Origin of the sequence: Priestia sp. FSL W8-0001, from assembly GCF_038050335.1 — a bacterium.
Taxonomy (GTDB): Bacteria; Bacillota; Bacilli; order Bacillales; family Bacillaceae_H; genus Priestia; species Priestia flexa.
In genome coordinates, this window is sequence record NZ_JBBPAL010000001.1 from 930,343 (window position 1) to 945,160 (window position 14,818).

Genomic DNA, 14,818 nt, shown 5'->3' on the forward strand with positions numbered 1-14,818 from the left:
AGAGTTCATAACTTTTAATCGTTCAGGTTTTTTTGGTTGATTGTGAAAATAATGTTGGAAACAGGGTGGAATGGAGCGTAGGACACTCGACTCCTGCGGGAAAGAGAGGGAAAACGGAGATCCCGCAGCGCAGCGAGGAAGCTCAGGTTCCTCCCCGCGGAAAGCGAGTGGCCGTAGCGCAATGGAACGAACGTGTTGATACAAACCAAAGAGATGGGAACAGCTAGTGTTCGTCTTTTAGAAGCAATCATTTTGTTATGTCCCAAACTCTTTTTCGTTTTTTTATGTTCTAACTGGGAATAAAATAATGGTGCCTAACAAAAAATACATAGAAATTCGTTTTCTATATTAAATAAGAAGAAAAAAATTAATAAATTGTAATTGACCTACTGTTTGTGAATATGATAACATTAATCAGAACTTAATGACTGTATTTGTTTTTTAGTCAGATAGTCAATTTAACTGAAAAGCTATTGGGGGATTTAACGATGAATATGCTGAAGGGAGAATGGAAATCCATTATTTCAAAGCCGATGAATATCTTAATTATTGTGGGCTTATTATTCGTTCCGTTCTTATATAATGTGATTTTTTTATCAGCTTATTGGGATCCATATGGAAAAACAGATCAAATTCCTGTAGCCGTTGTCAATGAAGACAAAGGCGCTACTCTAGATGGGAAAGAACTTCACGTCGGTGATGATTTTGTTGAAAATTTAAAGGATAATGATACGTTTGACTGGCGTTTTACGAATAAAGAAGAAGCGCTAGAAGGCTTAAAGAATGAAAAGTATTATCTCGTCCTAGAACTGCCAAGTAATTTCTCTGAAAACGCAACAACTTTAATGGACGAAGATCCAAAGAAAATGAAGTTTGTCTACCATACGAACGCTGGTAAAAACTATTCCGGTGCACAGATTGGTTCAAACGCAGTAACAAAAATCAATGAACAAATAAAAGAGGAAGTAACGAAGCAGTACGCGGAAACTGTATTTGATAGCTTCAAAGAAGTGGCGGATGGTCTTCAAGAAGCAAGCGACGGTGCTGGAAAAATTGAAGATGGTTCCAAAACGCTTCGCGATAATTTGAAAAAATTAGCAGAAAGTACAGTTGCGTTTGAAGATGGCGTGGAAAAATTAGCAGATGGAATTAGTGATGCGAATAAAGGTGCAACAGATCTGCATAGCGCAACCGTCAAGCTTTTAGAGGGCGCAACACAAATTAATGAGAAGCAAGGAGAGTTAGCAAAAGGAATTGGAACAGCCGCCGATGGAGCAAAGAAACTACAAGAAGGCTCTGATCAATTATATACGGCGTCTAAGCAATTAGAAACAGGTGCAGGAACTTTGCAAGAAAAGTTAGGTGAACTGCAAACTGGGACGAAAGAGTTAGAAGGGAAGCTTCCTGAGTTCGTATCAGGACTGAATGAAGCTAATACCAAAGTCAATGAAGTAGCCAATGAAATTGCGGTTAAGCAAAAAGAAGCCGCAGCTCTTAAAGAGAAAATTGATTCTGTTCGTCAATCATTTGATACGAAAAAGCAGCAGCTTATTACTTCAATTAATGAAAATGAATCGATTCCAGATGACCAAAAACAAAAATTAATTGCTGATATTAACGAGTTGTCTAACCAGCAGTTTATGGAGCAGCAGCAAGAGCAGATTAAAGAATTGAAAGCAAAAGTTGATCAGGTTCAAGTATTGGCAAACGGTTTACAAGAGCTTTCAAAAGGTGGTCAGGACATTCAAAGTGCTATCGGTAAAATTTCTGACGGACAGTCACAGATTTACGATGGGGCAGCTAAACTAGCAGCTAGCGAGAAAACGTTCAATGAAAAGTTTGGAACTTTTAACGAAAAGTTCACAACGTTTAATAGTGGTATGGAAACCATTAATAGTGGAGCTAACAAGCTTGTTGACGCAACGGGTGACCTAAAAGAAGGAATCCAAAAAACGGAAACAGGAAGCGGCAAGTTAGCAGATGGTTTAGATGAACTGAATAAAGGTGGACAGAAGCTTGTAAATGGTTCGAAAGATTTACAAGATGGTTCGAATAAACTTTATGATGGGTCATCCGATTTAGCAGACGGTACAAGTGAGCTTCATTCTTCTCTACAAGAAGGAGCAAATGATGCCAAAGAAGTGAATCCAAACGATAAAACGTACAGCATGTTTGCTAGTCCAACTGACTTGCAAGCTGACAAACAGAACAATGTAGATAAGTACGGAGTGGGCTTAACACCATATATTCTATGTATTGGATTATTCGCAGGAGCGCTTATGTTCTCTTCTGTTTACTCATTAAAAGATCCAGCGATTACACCAACGTCTGGCTTTGCTTGGTTCTTAAGTAAGTTTAGCGTAATTGGGTTTATGGCAATTTTCCAATCGATTCTTGTAGCAACAGCACTGCTGTGGGGACTTGATTTACATGTGACAAGCGTGTGGAGATTTTATGTGTTCACCATTATTACAGGCTTAACGTTCTTTACGCTGGTGTTATTCTTAACAACAGCTTTAGGTAAAGTAGGGCAGTTCTTAACGTTTATTGTGCTTCTCCTTCAAATCGGAGGAAGCTCTGGAACGTTCCCAAAAGCGCTAGTGCCAGAATTTTTCCAAGTAATTAATCCGTTCTTACCGATGACGTATGCGATTCGCGGATTCCGTGAAATTATTTCGGTTGGTAATGACTATGGGTTTGCTTGGAGTCAAGCGGGCGTGCTAGGAATATTTGCGCTGGTGTTTATTATCTTAACAATTATTATCTTCAGCTTGAATGCACGAAAATTTCGCAAAGTAAATGAAGATGAAGAAGCAACAGCTTAATGAAAGAAGCTTAGCCTAATGGCTAAGCTTCTTTTCATGTTCTTTATACAAATTCACGGCGTTTGGATCTTTCTCAATGCGTGCATTTCCCCATGAGCACATCAAATCTAACACTTCTCGAAGGGTCTCTCCTTCATCCGTTAGCGAATACTCGACTTTAGGTGGAATCTCATCATATAAAGTACGTTTAATAATGCCGTCATGTTCTAACTCTCTAAGCTGCTGGGAGAGCATTTTTTTTGTGATATTTGGAATGATGCGCTGTAGCTCGCTGAATCGAAGTGTTTGTTCTTTTAAGTGACAAAGAATTACAACCTTCCATTTGCCACCGATTACTTCAAGCGTGGCTTCGACAGGAATATTGTATTTTGTGGTTTTCAACTTTATCTCTCCTTATGTAACGTAATAGAAGCATACTAGTTGGACAATCTATTGAATGAATTCGTCAATAGGGTTACGGGTTGGTAACCTGGTTACACGAAAGTGCCGTCTAGTCATGAATAGGTGGTTCCATTATACTGAAACCAATCTTAAATATGAAGGAGGAAACAAAAATGAATCAACCATATCCACGTTCATTTTCACATATCGGGCTTTCTGTTCCTAATTTGGACGAAGCCGTTAAATTTTATAAGGAAGTACTAGGATGGTACGTCATTATGGAGCCATCTGAAATTGTAGAAGATGACAGTGCAATTGGACAAATGTGTACGGATGTTTTTGGATCAGGCTGGGGGAAGTTTCGTATTGCGCACTTAGCAACAGGAGATAAAATCGGTGTAGAAATCTTTGAGTTTCTTCAAAATGAAACGCCTGAAAATAACTTTGAATTTTGGAAAACTGGTATTTTCCACTTCTGCGTTCAAGACCCTGATATTGAAGGACTTGCAGAAAAAATTGTTGCTCATGGTGGAAAGCAGCGTATGCCAATTCGTGAGTATTATCCAAACGAGAAGCCTTACAAAATGGTGTACTGTGAAGATCCATTCGGCAATTTAATCGAAATCTATACGCATAGTTATGAGCTAACGTATTCAGGCGGAGCTTACTAAGATAAAAGCTTTATTGTTAGAGGGAAAAGGAAAATGGGAACAAATGCAGGTTGGAAACAGTAAAAAATCTGTGCCTGGTGAAGGAGAAGTGCTTGTGCAAGTGCATGCTACGGCGCTAAACCCTGTTGATTATAAGACTGCAACGGGTGGAAATCCAAGCTGGTCATATCCTCATATTTTAGGACTAGACGTAGCTGGTGTTGTTGAAGAAGTAGGTGCGAACGTAACCGATATTCAAGTGAGTGACCGCGTTGTGTATCACGGAGATCTAACGAAAAAAGGCGGTTTTGCTGAGTATGCTGTCACAACAGCTCATACGGTATCTGTTATCCCAGAAGGCGTATCATTTGAAGCGGCAGCAGCGCTACCTTGTGCTGTCTACACTGCATACCAAGCGCTATTCTCTAAGCTTCATATTGAGGAAGGTCAGTTCATTTTAATTCATGCCGGAGCAGGTGGAGTAGGGGGGGTGCCATTCAACTTGCTAAGCAGGCAGGTTTAACTGTCATCACAACAGTTTCTAAAAAAAATCATGAGTATGTGAAATCATTAGGTGCAGATTACGCCATTGATTATAAAGAAGAAGATTTTGTGAAAGAAACTCTTGCTATTACAAATGGATTAGGTGTTCATGCTGTGCTTGACACGGTTGGAAGAGAAAATGCAAACAAGTCACTAGAAGCACTTGCATTTAACGGGCAAATCGCTTTTATTGCAGGTCCACCTGATGTGAATAGCGCCATTTCATTTGCACATCCACTTTCTTTTGATCAAGTTGCATTAGGCAGTGCTCATCAATCAGCTAATCGTCACGAGCAAGCAGCTCTAAAGAAAATGGGCGATAACATGTTAGAGCTTGTGAAAGAAGGAAAGCTAGATCCGCTTGTTGAGAAAACTATTTCTTTAGATGAGGTTCCACAAGCACAAGCACAAGCACTAGCACAGTTAGCTAGTCGCACTATGACAGGGAAAATCATTGCAGTGCTATAAGCATAAAGAGTTTGGAACATAACAAAATGATTGCTTCTAAAAGACGAACACTCGCTGTTCCCATCTCTTTGATTTGTCTCAACACGTTCGTTCCATTGCGCTACGGTCACTCGCTTTCCGCGGGGAGGAACCTGAGCTTCCTCGCTGCGCTGCGGGATCTCCGTTTTCCCTCTCTTTCCCGCAGGAGTCGAGTGTCCTACGCTCCATTCCCCCCTGTTTCCAACATTGTTTTCACAATCAACAAAAAAACCTGAACGATTAAAAGCTATGAACTTTCAATCGTTCAGGTATAGTAGAGGCTGAATTACTTATGTCTCAGTCTCTTTGTTTATTATTAATGCTTTACAGGACCTTGAATGCCCATGCCTGTGTTTGCTTTTACTAGTACTTCATCAAACTTCTTCGCATCCGCTTTTTCACTTGAAACAAGCGTGCCGATAATAGCAGCTAAGAACCCAAGCGGAATTGAAATGATGCCTGGGTTAGTGAGCGTGATGAGAGGTTCTCCAACAAAGATGGCTGCTCCTGCTTCCGGTGACCAAACGTTCGGGCTAATTGCTACAAGAATCAGAGAGCTTAGTAAGCCTACAAGCATACCCGTTACGGCACCTGTTGTATTAAATCGTTTCCAGAAAATCGTAAATAAAATGATTGGTAAGTTTGCACTAGCAGCTACTGCAAAGGCAAGTGCTACTAAAAAGGCTACGTTCATATTTTGAGCAAATAATGCAAGAATAATGGAGACAATTGATACACCAATTGACGCCCAGCGTGCCGCAACAACCTGTTCTTTTTCCGTTGCTTCACCGCGACGAACGATATGGCTATAGAAGTCATGTGCGAAAGCTGAAGCTGCTGATAAAACGAGCCCCGCAACAACTGCTAAAATCGTTGCAAACGCAACGGCTGATACAAAAGCAAATAAGAAATCTCCGCCTAAAACTTGGGCTAATAGCGGAGCAGCCATGTTACCAGCTGCGTTTGCCGCAACAATTTCATCGTATCCAACAAAGGCTGCAGCACCGAATCCTAAGAAGATGGTCATAATGTAAAACGCACCAATAATCCATGTTGCATAAATAACGGATTTTCTTGCTGTAATTGCGTCCCTTACCGTAAAGAAACGGATAAGAATATGAGGTAATCCTGCAGTACCAAGTACTAAGGCTAAGTTTAAAGAAATCATATCCAGTGGGTTGGTAAACTTGTTTCCAGGGTTTAAAAAGCCTTCGCCAAGAGGTGTTGCCGTCTTCATCTCTGAAAACATTTTTACGATGCTAAAATCAAACTTTGCAAACACAATCACGGAAATAATAAACGTCCCAATCATTAATAAAATAGCTTTGGCAATTTGAACCCAGCTTGTTGCTGTCATACCGCCAAACACAACGTAAATTGTCATTAAAACACCAACAATTAACACGGAGTAGACGTAGTCAATTCCTAGTAATAAATGAATAAGTGCGCCTGCGCCTACAAGCTGTGCAATCATATAAAAGATTGAAATCGTAATGGTATTTAAAGCCGCAACTCCGCGAACTTTCTTTTGGTCAAATCGTGCGGCAATCATATCAGCCATTGTATATTTTCCAAGATTACGCAGTGGTTCTGCCACAACATACAAAACAACAAGGTAAGCAACTAAAAATCCAATGCTGTAAAAGAAACCATCAAACCCAGAAAGCGCTACCATTCCTGCGATACCTAAAAATGATGCGGCAGACATATAGTCTCCAGCAATCGCCATTCCGTTTTGTAGACCTGTTAAACTTCCGTCAGCCGTATAGAAATCACTGGAAGTTTTGGTTCGTTTAGAAGCTAAGTATGTGATTACGAGCGTTAATCCAACAATTACAAGAAATAGTGAAAATGCAAGAGCATTCATTAACAGATCCTCCTTTTTTAGCGAGCTTCAGCTTTAATTACTTCAACTAATTCATCAAATTTAGCTGCACGACGTGTATAAAGAATACACAGTGTCCACGTCATAATAAATTGAGCAAAAGCAAATACCCATGCCCATGTCATTGATAAAAAAGCAGGTTGATTTAATACGTTAGAATAAGCTGTTAAAATAGGTAGTGTAAAATAAAAAGCTAGGAAAAATAGTGATAATGGTAAAATGAAATTCCGTTTTGTTTTTAAGAGCTGTTGAAAAGATGGAGATTGAACAATTTTCGTATAGTCTGGTGAGGTAGGTTGTTCTTCGTTTTTCTGTAACGAGCTTCCGTTCATCGCCAATGAAAATACCCCCTTTAAATTAAGTTTGGAACATATTGGATAGATGTTCCTGTACACCGTCATTATATTGTTTTCAGAAAAAAAAGTAAATTTAGATTATATGACAAAAACTAAGAAATATCGACATTTCATCTAGCCGTGAAAAAGTAAAAGGCATGGATGTTGCAGCTGAGAAGAACTAGTATGTATAATTGTGAAATAACGATAATAAGTTAAAAAAGAATATAAATATCATAAAATCATCAATTTTTCCAGAAATATCTTTTTTTGAGATAATAAAAAGATAGGCTTATGTATTAAAGAAACACTTTTTCATTTAGAAGATATTTATATAATTCTGTTATATATGATATAAACAATATAAAAATATGTTATATAACAGAAAATGAGATGACAGAAAAAAGGTGACACGATGGCATTTGGATTAAAGCGTGAAGAGTTATACGCATGGAAGGAAGCTGTGAATCGAGGAGAGGTTGCATTTTTAACTCACTATTGGATTGATGATCGGTTTCCAGGTGCAACAACGGTAACAAAAGTAGGTTGCGGCGATATAGAAAAGCTCATTCAATGGGGGGAGAAATATAATATTCCGTCTAAATATATTGATAATCGTTCAGGCTACCCTCATTTTGATTTACTTGGACAACGACAGCGTGAAATATTAGCAGCAGAAAAGAAGTTAGATCAGTTAGAGAAATTTGAAAAAAACGGCTCGAAATGAGCCGCTTTTTACGCTGCTTCTTTATTCAATTTCCTCATTACAAGCCATATGTAAAGGCCAATAGCGCCGTATGAAATAAGTGTGCTTACTACTAACGCAGCAGACTGTGACATTGAAAAAAAGTCTACAACAACTTCAGGTAAATAAAGAAAAATAGGAATCAAAATACTGACCCATGTTTTAGACCAAATCGATATGGCTACTAAGAATGTAATAGCCACTAGTGCACTTAACAATCCGCTTAGCGAATACAAGCCCCCGGAAACCACGAAAAGCTTTGTTTCTGTGTTTTTCTCTAGGAACACAAGCGCAACAAACCCACCAATCGATAATAAATTGTAAGGGATAAACAAAGTTAGCAAAGCTAATCCTGACAATTGTCTAGCAGCCACAACACGAAAGAGACTTAGCAAAATAAGCAGCATAACCATAATGAAAATAGGCATGCCAATAAGTGTGTAGGCAGAATACGCAATATTACCGTGAATGGCATCACCAAGCAAGCTGTAAGCAAATACTCCTAAAATAATCATTGGTAAGTATTTTAACCATCCCATTAAGTCAGGCTTCATTTCACTTGATAAACTTTCCATATATGCTTTTGGGGATTGACCGACAATGTGGTGAACACTTTTGCCGTCTTGTTCCGCATCCCATAAATGATGAGATAACTCAAGGATAATATCGTCTGTTTCCTCTTCGTTTTTTCCACTTGAAAACAAATAAAGGCGTAAATTTTGTAAGAAGTCCGTGCTTTCTTTTGATAACGTCATATTCATTCTCCTTTCTTTCTTTTGTTGTTCATTAACTGATTAACGCTGTATGATAACGAATTCCAACGTTCTTGAAAGTCCTTTAGTTCTTGTTGTCCTTCAGGTGTTAACGTATAATACTTTCGCTTTGGACCGTTAGGCGAAGCTTTCATGATGCTTGTGATAAGCTTTTCTTTTTGCATACGGAGAAGAAGTGGATAGATGCTTCCTTCACTGACCATATGAAAACCGTGCGCTTCCAATTTTTCAATCATTTCATATCCATATGTTTCGCCTTTTGAGATGATAGCTAATAAGCAGCCTTCTAAAATTCCTTTTAACATCTGAGTTGAAGACACAAGCCGTTCCTCCTTAACTATCTTGCAATATAAGATAGTTGATTAAAAAATGTTACTATTTTGCATTACAAGATACATAATACTAATTTTTGTAAAAATATTCAAGTGGTTTCACGTTTAATTAGTAAAAATCGTGGAATAGCAATTGTAGAAGTTCTTTATATTCTCTTTTATAGGGAATTTAAAAAGAATGAGTTTCTTTATTTGATAAAAATATATATGGTATTTATAATGAAATTATCATTCGGCTAAAGGAGGAGCTTAAAATGTCTGAAGTGGGTACATTAAAAAAAGGATTAGATATCTTCTCTTTACTGATAAAAGAGCCGAATATGACAATTTCTGAAATGATGAATGTGCTTCAATACAATAAAAGTACGATGTATCGCTTGGTGAGTACGCTTGAACAAAACGAGTTCATTGAAAGAACGGCTGATCACCGCTATCGTGTTTCGACTGTGCTCATGTCACGGCTATCGGGTGGGAACAGCTACGATTTAAACTGGTTTTCTGTTCCACCAATGGAGCAGCTCAATCAACAAACAAAGGAAACCATTTATGCGGGAGTTATTTCCGGTAACAAAATGGTGACAACTCAAGTTGTGAGCGGGGAATATTATAGCACGCGTACACATTCAGAAGTAGGGAATAAAAAAGCAATTCACGCAAACGGTATTGGGAAGTGTATTCTTGCCTATCAGTCAGCAGAAGTGCAAAATCAAATCATTGAACAACTAACGTTTGAAATCTTTACTTCTCAAACGCTTACATCTCGCACAGATTTGGAAGGCGAGCTACATAAAATTCGTGAACAAGGCTATGCAGTTGATAATGAAGAAGGGGAAATTGGTTTAAGATGTATTGCAGCGCCTGTACGAAAAAATGGGCAGGTCATCGCTGCTGTAGCACTTTCGGGTCCTTCTGGTCGTGTTTCTCACGATAAAGATGAGTATCACGCTAAGCTTGTTAAAAAATGTGCCGATGCAATTTCTCACACAATGACTCACAATTTGTGATTCAAATATACAGTTATAGAGGGGATGAATGGTAATGAACAATTTACAATCAACAACAAAGTTAGCAAACGGCGTTGAAATGCCATGGTTTGGTCTAGGTGTATTTAAAGTAGAAGATGGACAGCAGGTAATTGACTCTGTGAAATGGGCAATTAATGCAGGGTACAAAAGTATTGATACAGCCAAAATTTATGAAAATGAAGAGGGCGTAGGACAAGCTATTAAAGAAGCTGGTGTACCACGTGAAGATCTTTTCATTACAACAAAAGTATGGAATGCAGACCAAGGCTATGAGTCAACGTTAGAAGCATTTGAAACAAGCTTAAACAAGCTAGGTCTTGACTACTTAGATTTATACTTAATTCACTGGCCGGTAGAAGGCAAATATAAAGACACTTGGAGAGCGCTAGAAAAGCTATATAAAGATGGCAAAGTAAAAGCAATCGGCGTGTCAAATTTCCAAATTCATCACTTAGAAGATTTAATGAAAGACGCTGAGATAAAGCCAATGGTTAACCAAGTGGAGCTTCATCCATTATTAACTCAAGTAGAGCTTCGTGATTTCTGTAAAAAGAATGATATTCAAATTGAAGCTTGGTCTCCGTTAGCTCAAGGTGAATTATTAGATAATGCAGTATTGAAAGAGATTGCAGATAAGCATGGTAAATCAACAGCACAAGTCATCTTACGCTGGGATTTACAAAGCGAAATCGTAACAATTCCAAAGTCTATTAAAGAGCACCGCATCGTTGAAAATGCATCAATCTTTGACTTTGAATTATCTCAGGAAGATATGGCGAAGATTAATGAACTAAACAAAAACCATCGCGTTGGTCCAGACCCAGATAACTTTGATTTTTAATAAAAAAGAATGATAAAGAGCGTCGCTTTTTCCTAAGCGACGCTCTTTTGTTGTTCATGTTGTCTACCTGTATATTAAACACATAAGAGATACTCTCTATAAGCTAACCGAGTTTCTTCTATTATATATGTGTTTTTTTAAAGAGAAAGAGAACTGGTAAAAATATTTGTATTGTCAACAAAGCAAAATCGTGATATATTATCAGTGTAAACGGTTACATATAAAGGAGGGAGGCGTTCGTATGGTAACAATTCGAGACGTAGCGAAGCATGCTGGTGTATCTGTTGCAACGGTTTCTCGCGTGCTTAATAGCACAGGGTATGTACGCGAAGATACGAGAGAAAAAGTAATGCAGGCAATTACATTACTAAACTATAGTCCAAACGAAGTAGCGCGATCTTTGTATAAGCGTGAGTCACGCTTGATTGGATTGTTGCTTCCAGATATTACGAACCCATTCTTTCCACAGCTTGCGCGCGGTATTGAAGATGAAGTGCACAGTCAAGGATTTCGTCTTTTATTTGGAAATAGTGATGAAGATTTAAAAAAAGAAGCGGCTTATTTACATACGTTTACTCAAAATCACGTTGTAGGCATGATTACAGCCAGAACGATATCTGATGATGAAACGTATAAAGGACTGGGTTTTCCAGTTGTCTTTTTAGACCGTACATCACCCCAATATCCATCTGTATATGCAGATGGAAGAGAAGGTGGAAGAATTGCTGCACAAGAAATTATTAAAAGAGGAAGCAAACAAATTACTTTATTAAAAGGTCCTCCAAACGTAAAGCCAGCTCAAGAGCGGTTTCAAGGTGCACTTGAAACGTTAAGCGGAGCAAACGTTGACTTTCAAGTGATGAATACAACTTCGTTTTCATTTCATGAAGCAAAGAAATGGGCAAAAGAACTGTTTGAAAAGCATGCTAATACGGATGGAGTAATTGCCAGCAACGATATTGTGGCAGCAGCTATTTTACGTGAAGCGTTACAGCTGGGAAAATCAATTCCAGATGAGTTACAAATTGTTGGATTCGATGATATACCTCAAAGTGAACTGTTATTTCCAGCTCTTTCAACAATTAGGCAGCCCGCTTATGAAATGGGAAAAGAAGCAGCAAAACTTCTATTAAAATATATTAAAAAAGAAATTGTTCAAAATAAGCATATTGAATTACCCGTTACGTTTATTGAACGAAATACAACAAGAAAGGTTGATTAACATGGTGAAAATTTCGGTTATTGGTAGCTCATCAATGGATTTAGTAGTTACTTCTAGCAAGCGTCCAAGTGCTGGAGAAACAGTGCTTGGAGAGTCGTTTAAAACTGTTCCAGGAGGAAAAGGTGCAAATCAAGCGGTAGCAGCTGCAAAGCTTGGAGCAGAAGTGTACATGATTGGTCGAGTAGGTGATGATCATTATGGAAAAATCATTTTAGATAACTTTAAGGAAAACGGTGTTAATATAGATTATGTGGAACCGGTTACACATATGGAAAGCGGCACAGCGCATATTATTCTCGCTGAAGGCGATAACAGCATTGTTGTCGTAAAAGGAGCGAACGACTTTATTACGCCAGAATATGTAGAAAGTGCAAAAGAAATCATTAAAGCATCTGATATTGTACTTATTCAGCAAGAAATTCCGGAAGAGACGGTGGAATATGTAGCTTCTCTTTGTAAGGAAGTGAATGTGCCTCTTTTATTAAATCCAGCTCCAGCAAGACAGTTAAAAGAAGAGGTCATTGAGCAAGTGACGTACTTAACGCCAAACGAGCATGAAACAATGGTTTTATTCAAAGAAAAAGCGAAAGAAGAAGTGCTCCATAAATATGCGAATAAGTTATTTATTACAGAAGGTAAAGCAGGCGTACGCTACTTTAACGGAAAGGAAGAAGTGCTTGTTCCTTCATATAAGGTAGAAGCTGTTGATACAACAGGAGCAGGAGATACATTTAACGCTGCTTTTGCCGTAGCGTTAGCTGAAAAGAAAAGCTTTGATGAAAGTATTCGTTTTGCAAACAGAGCAGCTTCATTATCCGTAACAAAGTTTGGAGCGCAAGGCGGTATGCCAACTAGAGAACAAGTAGAAGGGAACTTATAAAAATGAAACGCCATGGAATATTAAATAGCCATATTTCAAAAGTGTTAACAGATCTTGGTCATACGGACATGGTTGTCATTGCGGATGCAGGTTTACCAATTCCAGATGGAGTACCTCGTATCGATTTGTCTTTAAAACTAGGTGTTCCTAGTTTTGAGGACGTCGTGGATGCTGTACGCGATGACATGGTTATTGAAAAAGTGATTGTCGCACATGAAATTAAAGAAAATAACAAAGAAACAATGAGCTATATAAATGAAGTCTTTTTTGATACAGAAAAGCAGTTTGTTTCACACGAAATACTGAAAGTGTTAACAAAAGAAGCGAAAGTCGTTATTCGAACAGGAGAAGTAACGCCCTATGCAAACTGTATCTTACAAGCAGGAGTTATCTTTTAAAAGGGGTGAACAATATGCACATTAAAATGTCAAATATTTATAAAGCATTTGGTGCAAACCAAGTACTTTCGGGTGTTGACTTTGAACTGCTTCCCGGAGAAGTTCACGCATTAATGGGAGAGAACGGTGCGGGTAAATCAACGTTGATGAATATCTTAACCGGCCTCCATAAACGAGATGAAGGCAGAATTGAAATTGATGGCCAAGAGCGCTATTTTTCAAATCCAAAAGAAGCCGAACAAGAAGGAGTTACCTTTATTCATCAAGAGCTGAACGTGTGGCCTCATATGACGGTTCTTGAAAATTTATTTATTGGAAAAGAGCTTTACTCACCGCTTGGAATTTTGAAAACAAAAGAAATGAAAGAGCAGGCTAAAAAGCAGTTTGATCGCTTAGCTGTGACCATTCCACTTGAGCAAGAAGCAAGCTTATGCTCTGTTGGTGAACAGCAAATGATTGAAATTGCCAAAGCGTTAATGACGAATGCGAAAGTCATCATTATGGATGAACCGACAGCAGCGTTAACAGACCGTGAAATTGAAAAGCTTTTTGAAGTGATAAATGGATTAAGAGCACAAGGTGTATCCATTGTTTACATCTCGCATCGGATGGAAGAGATTTTCACCATTTGTGACCGTATTACCGTTATGCGTGATGGGAAAACAGTGGATACAACACCAATCCTTGAAACAAGCTTTGACGACGTTGTACGTAAGATGGTAGGGCGTTCATTAACAGATCGATTCCCAAGCAGGCAAACGAAAATTGGAGAAACGGTATTGGAGCTAAAAAGTTTAACAAGAAAACATGCTTTTCATGACATTTCGTTTTCTGTGAAATCGGGAGAAGTTGTTGGGGTAGCTGGCCTTATGGGTGCTGGACGTACTGAAATCATGCGTGCCATTTTCGGTCTGGATGCTATCGATTCAGGAGAAGTTTGGGTAAACAACAAACCTGTCAAAATTAAAACGCCAGATGAAGCAGTAAAGTACGGAATCGGCTTTATCACAGAAGATCGAAAAGATGAAGGGCTTGTATTGGATTTTTCAATTCGAGAAAACATTGCGCTTCCAAACTTAAAAAGCTTTTCAACAAAAGGGATGATTGCTGAAAAAAGTGAGCGAGAGTTTGTCGAGCTTCTTATTAAGCGTTTAACGATTAAAACGCAATCAGCTGAAATTAGTGCGGGCAGCTTATCGGGAGGAAATCAACAAAAAGTAGTTATTGCGAAATGGATTGGTATTGGACCGAAGATATTAATTTTAGACGAACCGACTCGAGGAGTAGACGTTGGAGCTAAGCGTGAAATTTATCAGCTTATGAACGAGCTCACAGAGCGCGGAGTGGCGATTATCATGGTCTCTTCAGAACTTCCGGAAGTGTTAGGGATGAGCGATCGTGTTTTAGTAATTCATGAAGGAAAGCTAGCGGGAGAATTATCAAAAGAAGAAGCAACGCAAGAAAAAATTATGACATATGCAACAGGAGGTCAGTAAC

The 14,818-nt window shown here is 38.5% G+C and carries 16 protein-coding genes; 11 read left to right on the plus strand and 5 right to left on the minus strand.

What is annotated here, in order from left to right; translation table 11 throughout:
• Positions 1–488: 488 nt before the first annotated feature.
• Positions 489–2,825, plus strand: a complete 2,337-nt coding sequence (locus MKZ18_RS04885) for a YhgE/Pip domain-containing protein (RefSeq protein WP_025910371.1) — start codon at positions 489–491, stop codon at positions 2,823–2,825.
• A 15-nt stretch (positions 2,826–2,840) separates the two neighbouring features.
• On the opposite strand, the gene MKZ18_RS04890 is transcribed toward MKZ18_RS04885, so the two are convergent.
• The gene (locus tag MKZ18_RS04890; RefSeq protein ID WP_025910372.1) at positions 2,841–3,206 is read right to left on the minus strand and encodes a winged helix-turn-helix transcriptional regulator; all 366 of its coding nucleotides are present in this window, start codon (positions 3,204–3,206) and stop codon (positions 2,841–2,843) included.
• A 173-nt stretch (positions 3,207–3,379) separates the two neighbouring features.
• On the opposite strand from MKZ18_RS04890, the gene MKZ18_RS04895 reads away from it, so the two are divergent.
• Genes MKZ18_RS04895 through MKZ18_RS04905 form a run of 3 tightly spaced genes read left to right on the plus strand, consistent with a single transcriptional unit; the run spans position 3,380 to position 4,867 of the window.
• Positions 3,380–3,877, plus strand: coding sequence for a lactoylglutathione lyase family protein (locus MKZ18_RS04895; RefSeq protein ID WP_138117313.1), 498 nt, complete (start codon positions 3,380–3,382; stop codon positions 3,875–3,877).
• A 43-nt stretch (positions 3,878–3,920) separates the two neighbouring features.
• Positions 3,921–4,379 carry an alcohol dehydrogenase catalytic domain-containing protein gene (locus tag MKZ18_RS04900; protein ID WP_340842891.1) on the plus strand — a complete coding sequence of 153 codons (459 nt, stop codon included), beginning with the start codon at positions 3,921–3,923 and terminating at the stop codon, positions 4,377–4,379.
• A 5-nt stretch (positions 4,380–4,384) separates the two neighbouring features.
• On the plus strand, positions 4,385–4,867 hold the full coding sequence (locus MKZ18_RS04905) for a zinc-binding dehydrogenase (RefSeq protein WP_235932344.1): 483 nt from the start codon (positions 4,385–4,387) through the stop codon (positions 4,865–4,867).
• Between the two features lie 334 nt (positions 4,868–5,201).
• Here MKZ18_RS04905 and MKZ18_RS04910 read toward each other — a convergent pair whose 3' ends face one another.
• Both MKZ18_RS04910 and MKZ18_RS04915 read right to left on the minus strand, forming a co-directional pair.
• On the minus strand, positions 5,202–6,752 hold the full coding sequence (locus MKZ18_RS04910) for a solute symporter family protein (RefSeq protein WP_025910374.1): 1,551 nt from the start codon (positions 6,750–6,752) through the stop codon (positions 5,202–5,204).
• A gap of 17 nt (positions 6,753–6,769) precedes the next feature.
• Positions 6,770–7,102 (minus strand): DUF485 domain-containing protein, encoded by a 333-nt coding sequence (locus MKZ18_RS04915; RefSeq protein ID WP_035320939.1) that lies wholly within the window; start codon positions 7,100–7,102, stop codon positions 6,770–6,772.
• Positions 7,103–7,520: 418 nt separating this feature from the next.
• Between MKZ18_RS04915 and MKZ18_RS04920 the strand changes: the two genes are divergently transcribed.
• Positions 7,521–7,832, plus strand: a complete 312-nt coding sequence (locus MKZ18_RS04920) for a hypothetical protein (RefSeq protein WP_100347226.1) — start codon at positions 7,521–7,523, stop codon at positions 7,830–7,832.
• An 8-nt stretch (positions 7,833–7,840) separates the two neighbouring features.
• Here the strand turns inward: MKZ18_RS04920 and MKZ18_RS04925 are convergent, their stop codons facing one another.
• Complete coding sequence (locus MKZ18_RS04925; protein ID WP_076512578.1) at positions 7,841–8,605, minus strand: hypothetical protein; 765 nt, start codon at positions 8,603–8,605, stop codon at positions 7,841–7,843.
• Between the two features lie 2 nt (positions 8,606–8,607).
• Complete coding sequence (locus MKZ18_RS04930; protein WP_025910378.1) at positions 8,608–8,943, minus strand: PadR family transcriptional regulator; 336 nt, start codon at positions 8,941–8,943, stop codon at positions 8,608–8,610.
• 266 nt (positions 8,944–9,209) lie between these two features.
• Here MKZ18_RS04930 and MKZ18_RS04935 point away from each other — a divergent pair, with 266 nt between their 5' ends.
• From MKZ18_RS04935 to MKZ18_RS04960, 6 genes are all read left to right on the plus strand, one after another.
• Positions 9,210–9,959, plus strand: a complete 750-nt coding sequence (locus tag MKZ18_RS04935) for an IclR family transcriptional regulator (RefSeq protein WP_025910379.1) — start codon at positions 9,210–9,212, stop codon at positions 9,957–9,959.
• Positions 9,960–9,993: 34 nt separating this feature from the next.
• Positions 9,994–10,821: an aldo/keto reductase gene (locus tag MKZ18_RS04940; protein ID WP_035320935.1), complete on the plus strand. Its 828-nt coding sequence runs from the start codon at positions 9,994–9,996 to the stop codon at positions 10,819–10,821.
• 241 nt (positions 10,822–11,062) lie between these two features.
• On the plus strand, positions 11,063–12,043 hold the full coding sequence (locus MKZ18_RS04945; RefSeq protein WP_076512576.1) for a LacI family DNA-binding transcriptional regulator: 981 nt from the start codon (positions 11,063–11,065) through the stop codon (positions 12,041–12,043).
• A 1-nt stretch (position 12,044) separates the two neighbouring features.
• On the plus strand, positions 12,045–12,923 hold the full coding sequence (gene rbsK, locus MKZ18_RS04950) for a ribokinase (RefSeq protein ID WP_025910382.1): 879 nt from the start codon (positions 12,045–12,047) through the stop codon (positions 12,921–12,923).
• A 2-nt stretch (positions 12,924–12,925) separates the two neighbouring features.
• Complete coding sequence (gene rbsD / locus MKZ18_RS04955) at positions 12,926–13,321, plus strand: D-ribose pyranase (RefSeq protein ID WP_144593661.1); 396 nt, start codon at positions 12,926–12,928, stop codon at positions 13,319–13,321.
• Positions 13,322–13,335: 14 nt separating this feature from the next.
• Positions 13,336–14,817, plus strand: a complete 1,482-nt coding sequence (locus MKZ18_RS04960; RefSeq protein WP_025910384.1) for a sugar ABC transporter ATP-binding protein — start codon at positions 13,336–13,338, stop codon at positions 14,815–14,817.
• Position 14,818: the final 1 nt, after the last annotated feature.

Bases quoted from the DNA above. Each gene is read 5' to 3' on its own strand.
- MKZ18_RS04920 (WP_100347226.1), top strand. From the start codon at position 7,521: ATGGCATTTGGATTAAAGCGTGAAGAGTTATACGCATGGAAGGAAGCT.
- rbsK (WP_025910382.1), top strand. From the start codon at position 12,045: ATGGTGAAAATTTCGGTTATTGGTAGCTCATCAATGGATTTAGTAGTT.
- MKZ18_RS04910 (WP_025910374.1), bottom strand. From the start codon at position 6,752: ATGAATGCTCTTGCATTTTCACTATTTCTTGTAATTGTTGGATTAACG.
- MKZ18_RS04900 (WP_340842891.1), top strand. From the start codon at position 3,921: ATGCAGGTTGGAAACAGTAAAAAATCTGTGCCTGGTGAAGGAGAAGTG.
- rbsD (WP_144593661.1), top strand. From the start codon at position 12,926: ATGAAACGCCATGGAATATTAAATAGCCATATTTCAAAAGTGTTAACA.
- MKZ18_RS04945 (WP_076512576.1), top strand. From the start codon at position 11,063: ATGGTAACAATTCGAGACGTAGCGAAGCATGCTGGTGTATCTGTTGCA.
- MKZ18_RS04895 (WP_138117313.1), top strand. From the start codon at position 3,380: ATGAATCAACCATATCCACGTTCATTTTCACATATCGGGCTTTCTGTT.
- MKZ18_RS04915 (WP_035320939.1), bottom strand. From the start codon at position 7,102: ATGAACGGAAGCTCGTTACAGAAAAACGAAGAACAACCTACCTCACCA.
- MKZ18_RS04940 (WP_035320935.1), top strand. From the start codon at position 9,994: ATGAACAATTTACAATCAACAACAAAGTTAGCAAACGGCGTTGAAATG.
- MKZ18_RS04935 (WP_025910379.1), top strand. From the start codon at position 9,210: ATGTCTGAAGTGGGTACATTAAAAAAAGGATTAGATATCTTCTCTTTA.
- MKZ18_RS04925 (WP_076512578.1), bottom strand. From the start codon at position 8,605: ATGACGTTATCAAAAGAAAGCACGGACTTCTTACAAAATTTACGCCTT.
- MKZ18_RS04885 (WP_025910371.1), top strand. From the start codon at position 489: ATGAATATGCTGAAGGGAGAATGGAAATCCATTATTTCAAAGCCGATG.
- MKZ18_RS04960 (WP_025910384.1), top strand. From the start codon at position 13,336: ATGCACATTAAAATGTCAAATATTTATAAAGCATTTGGTGCAAACCAA.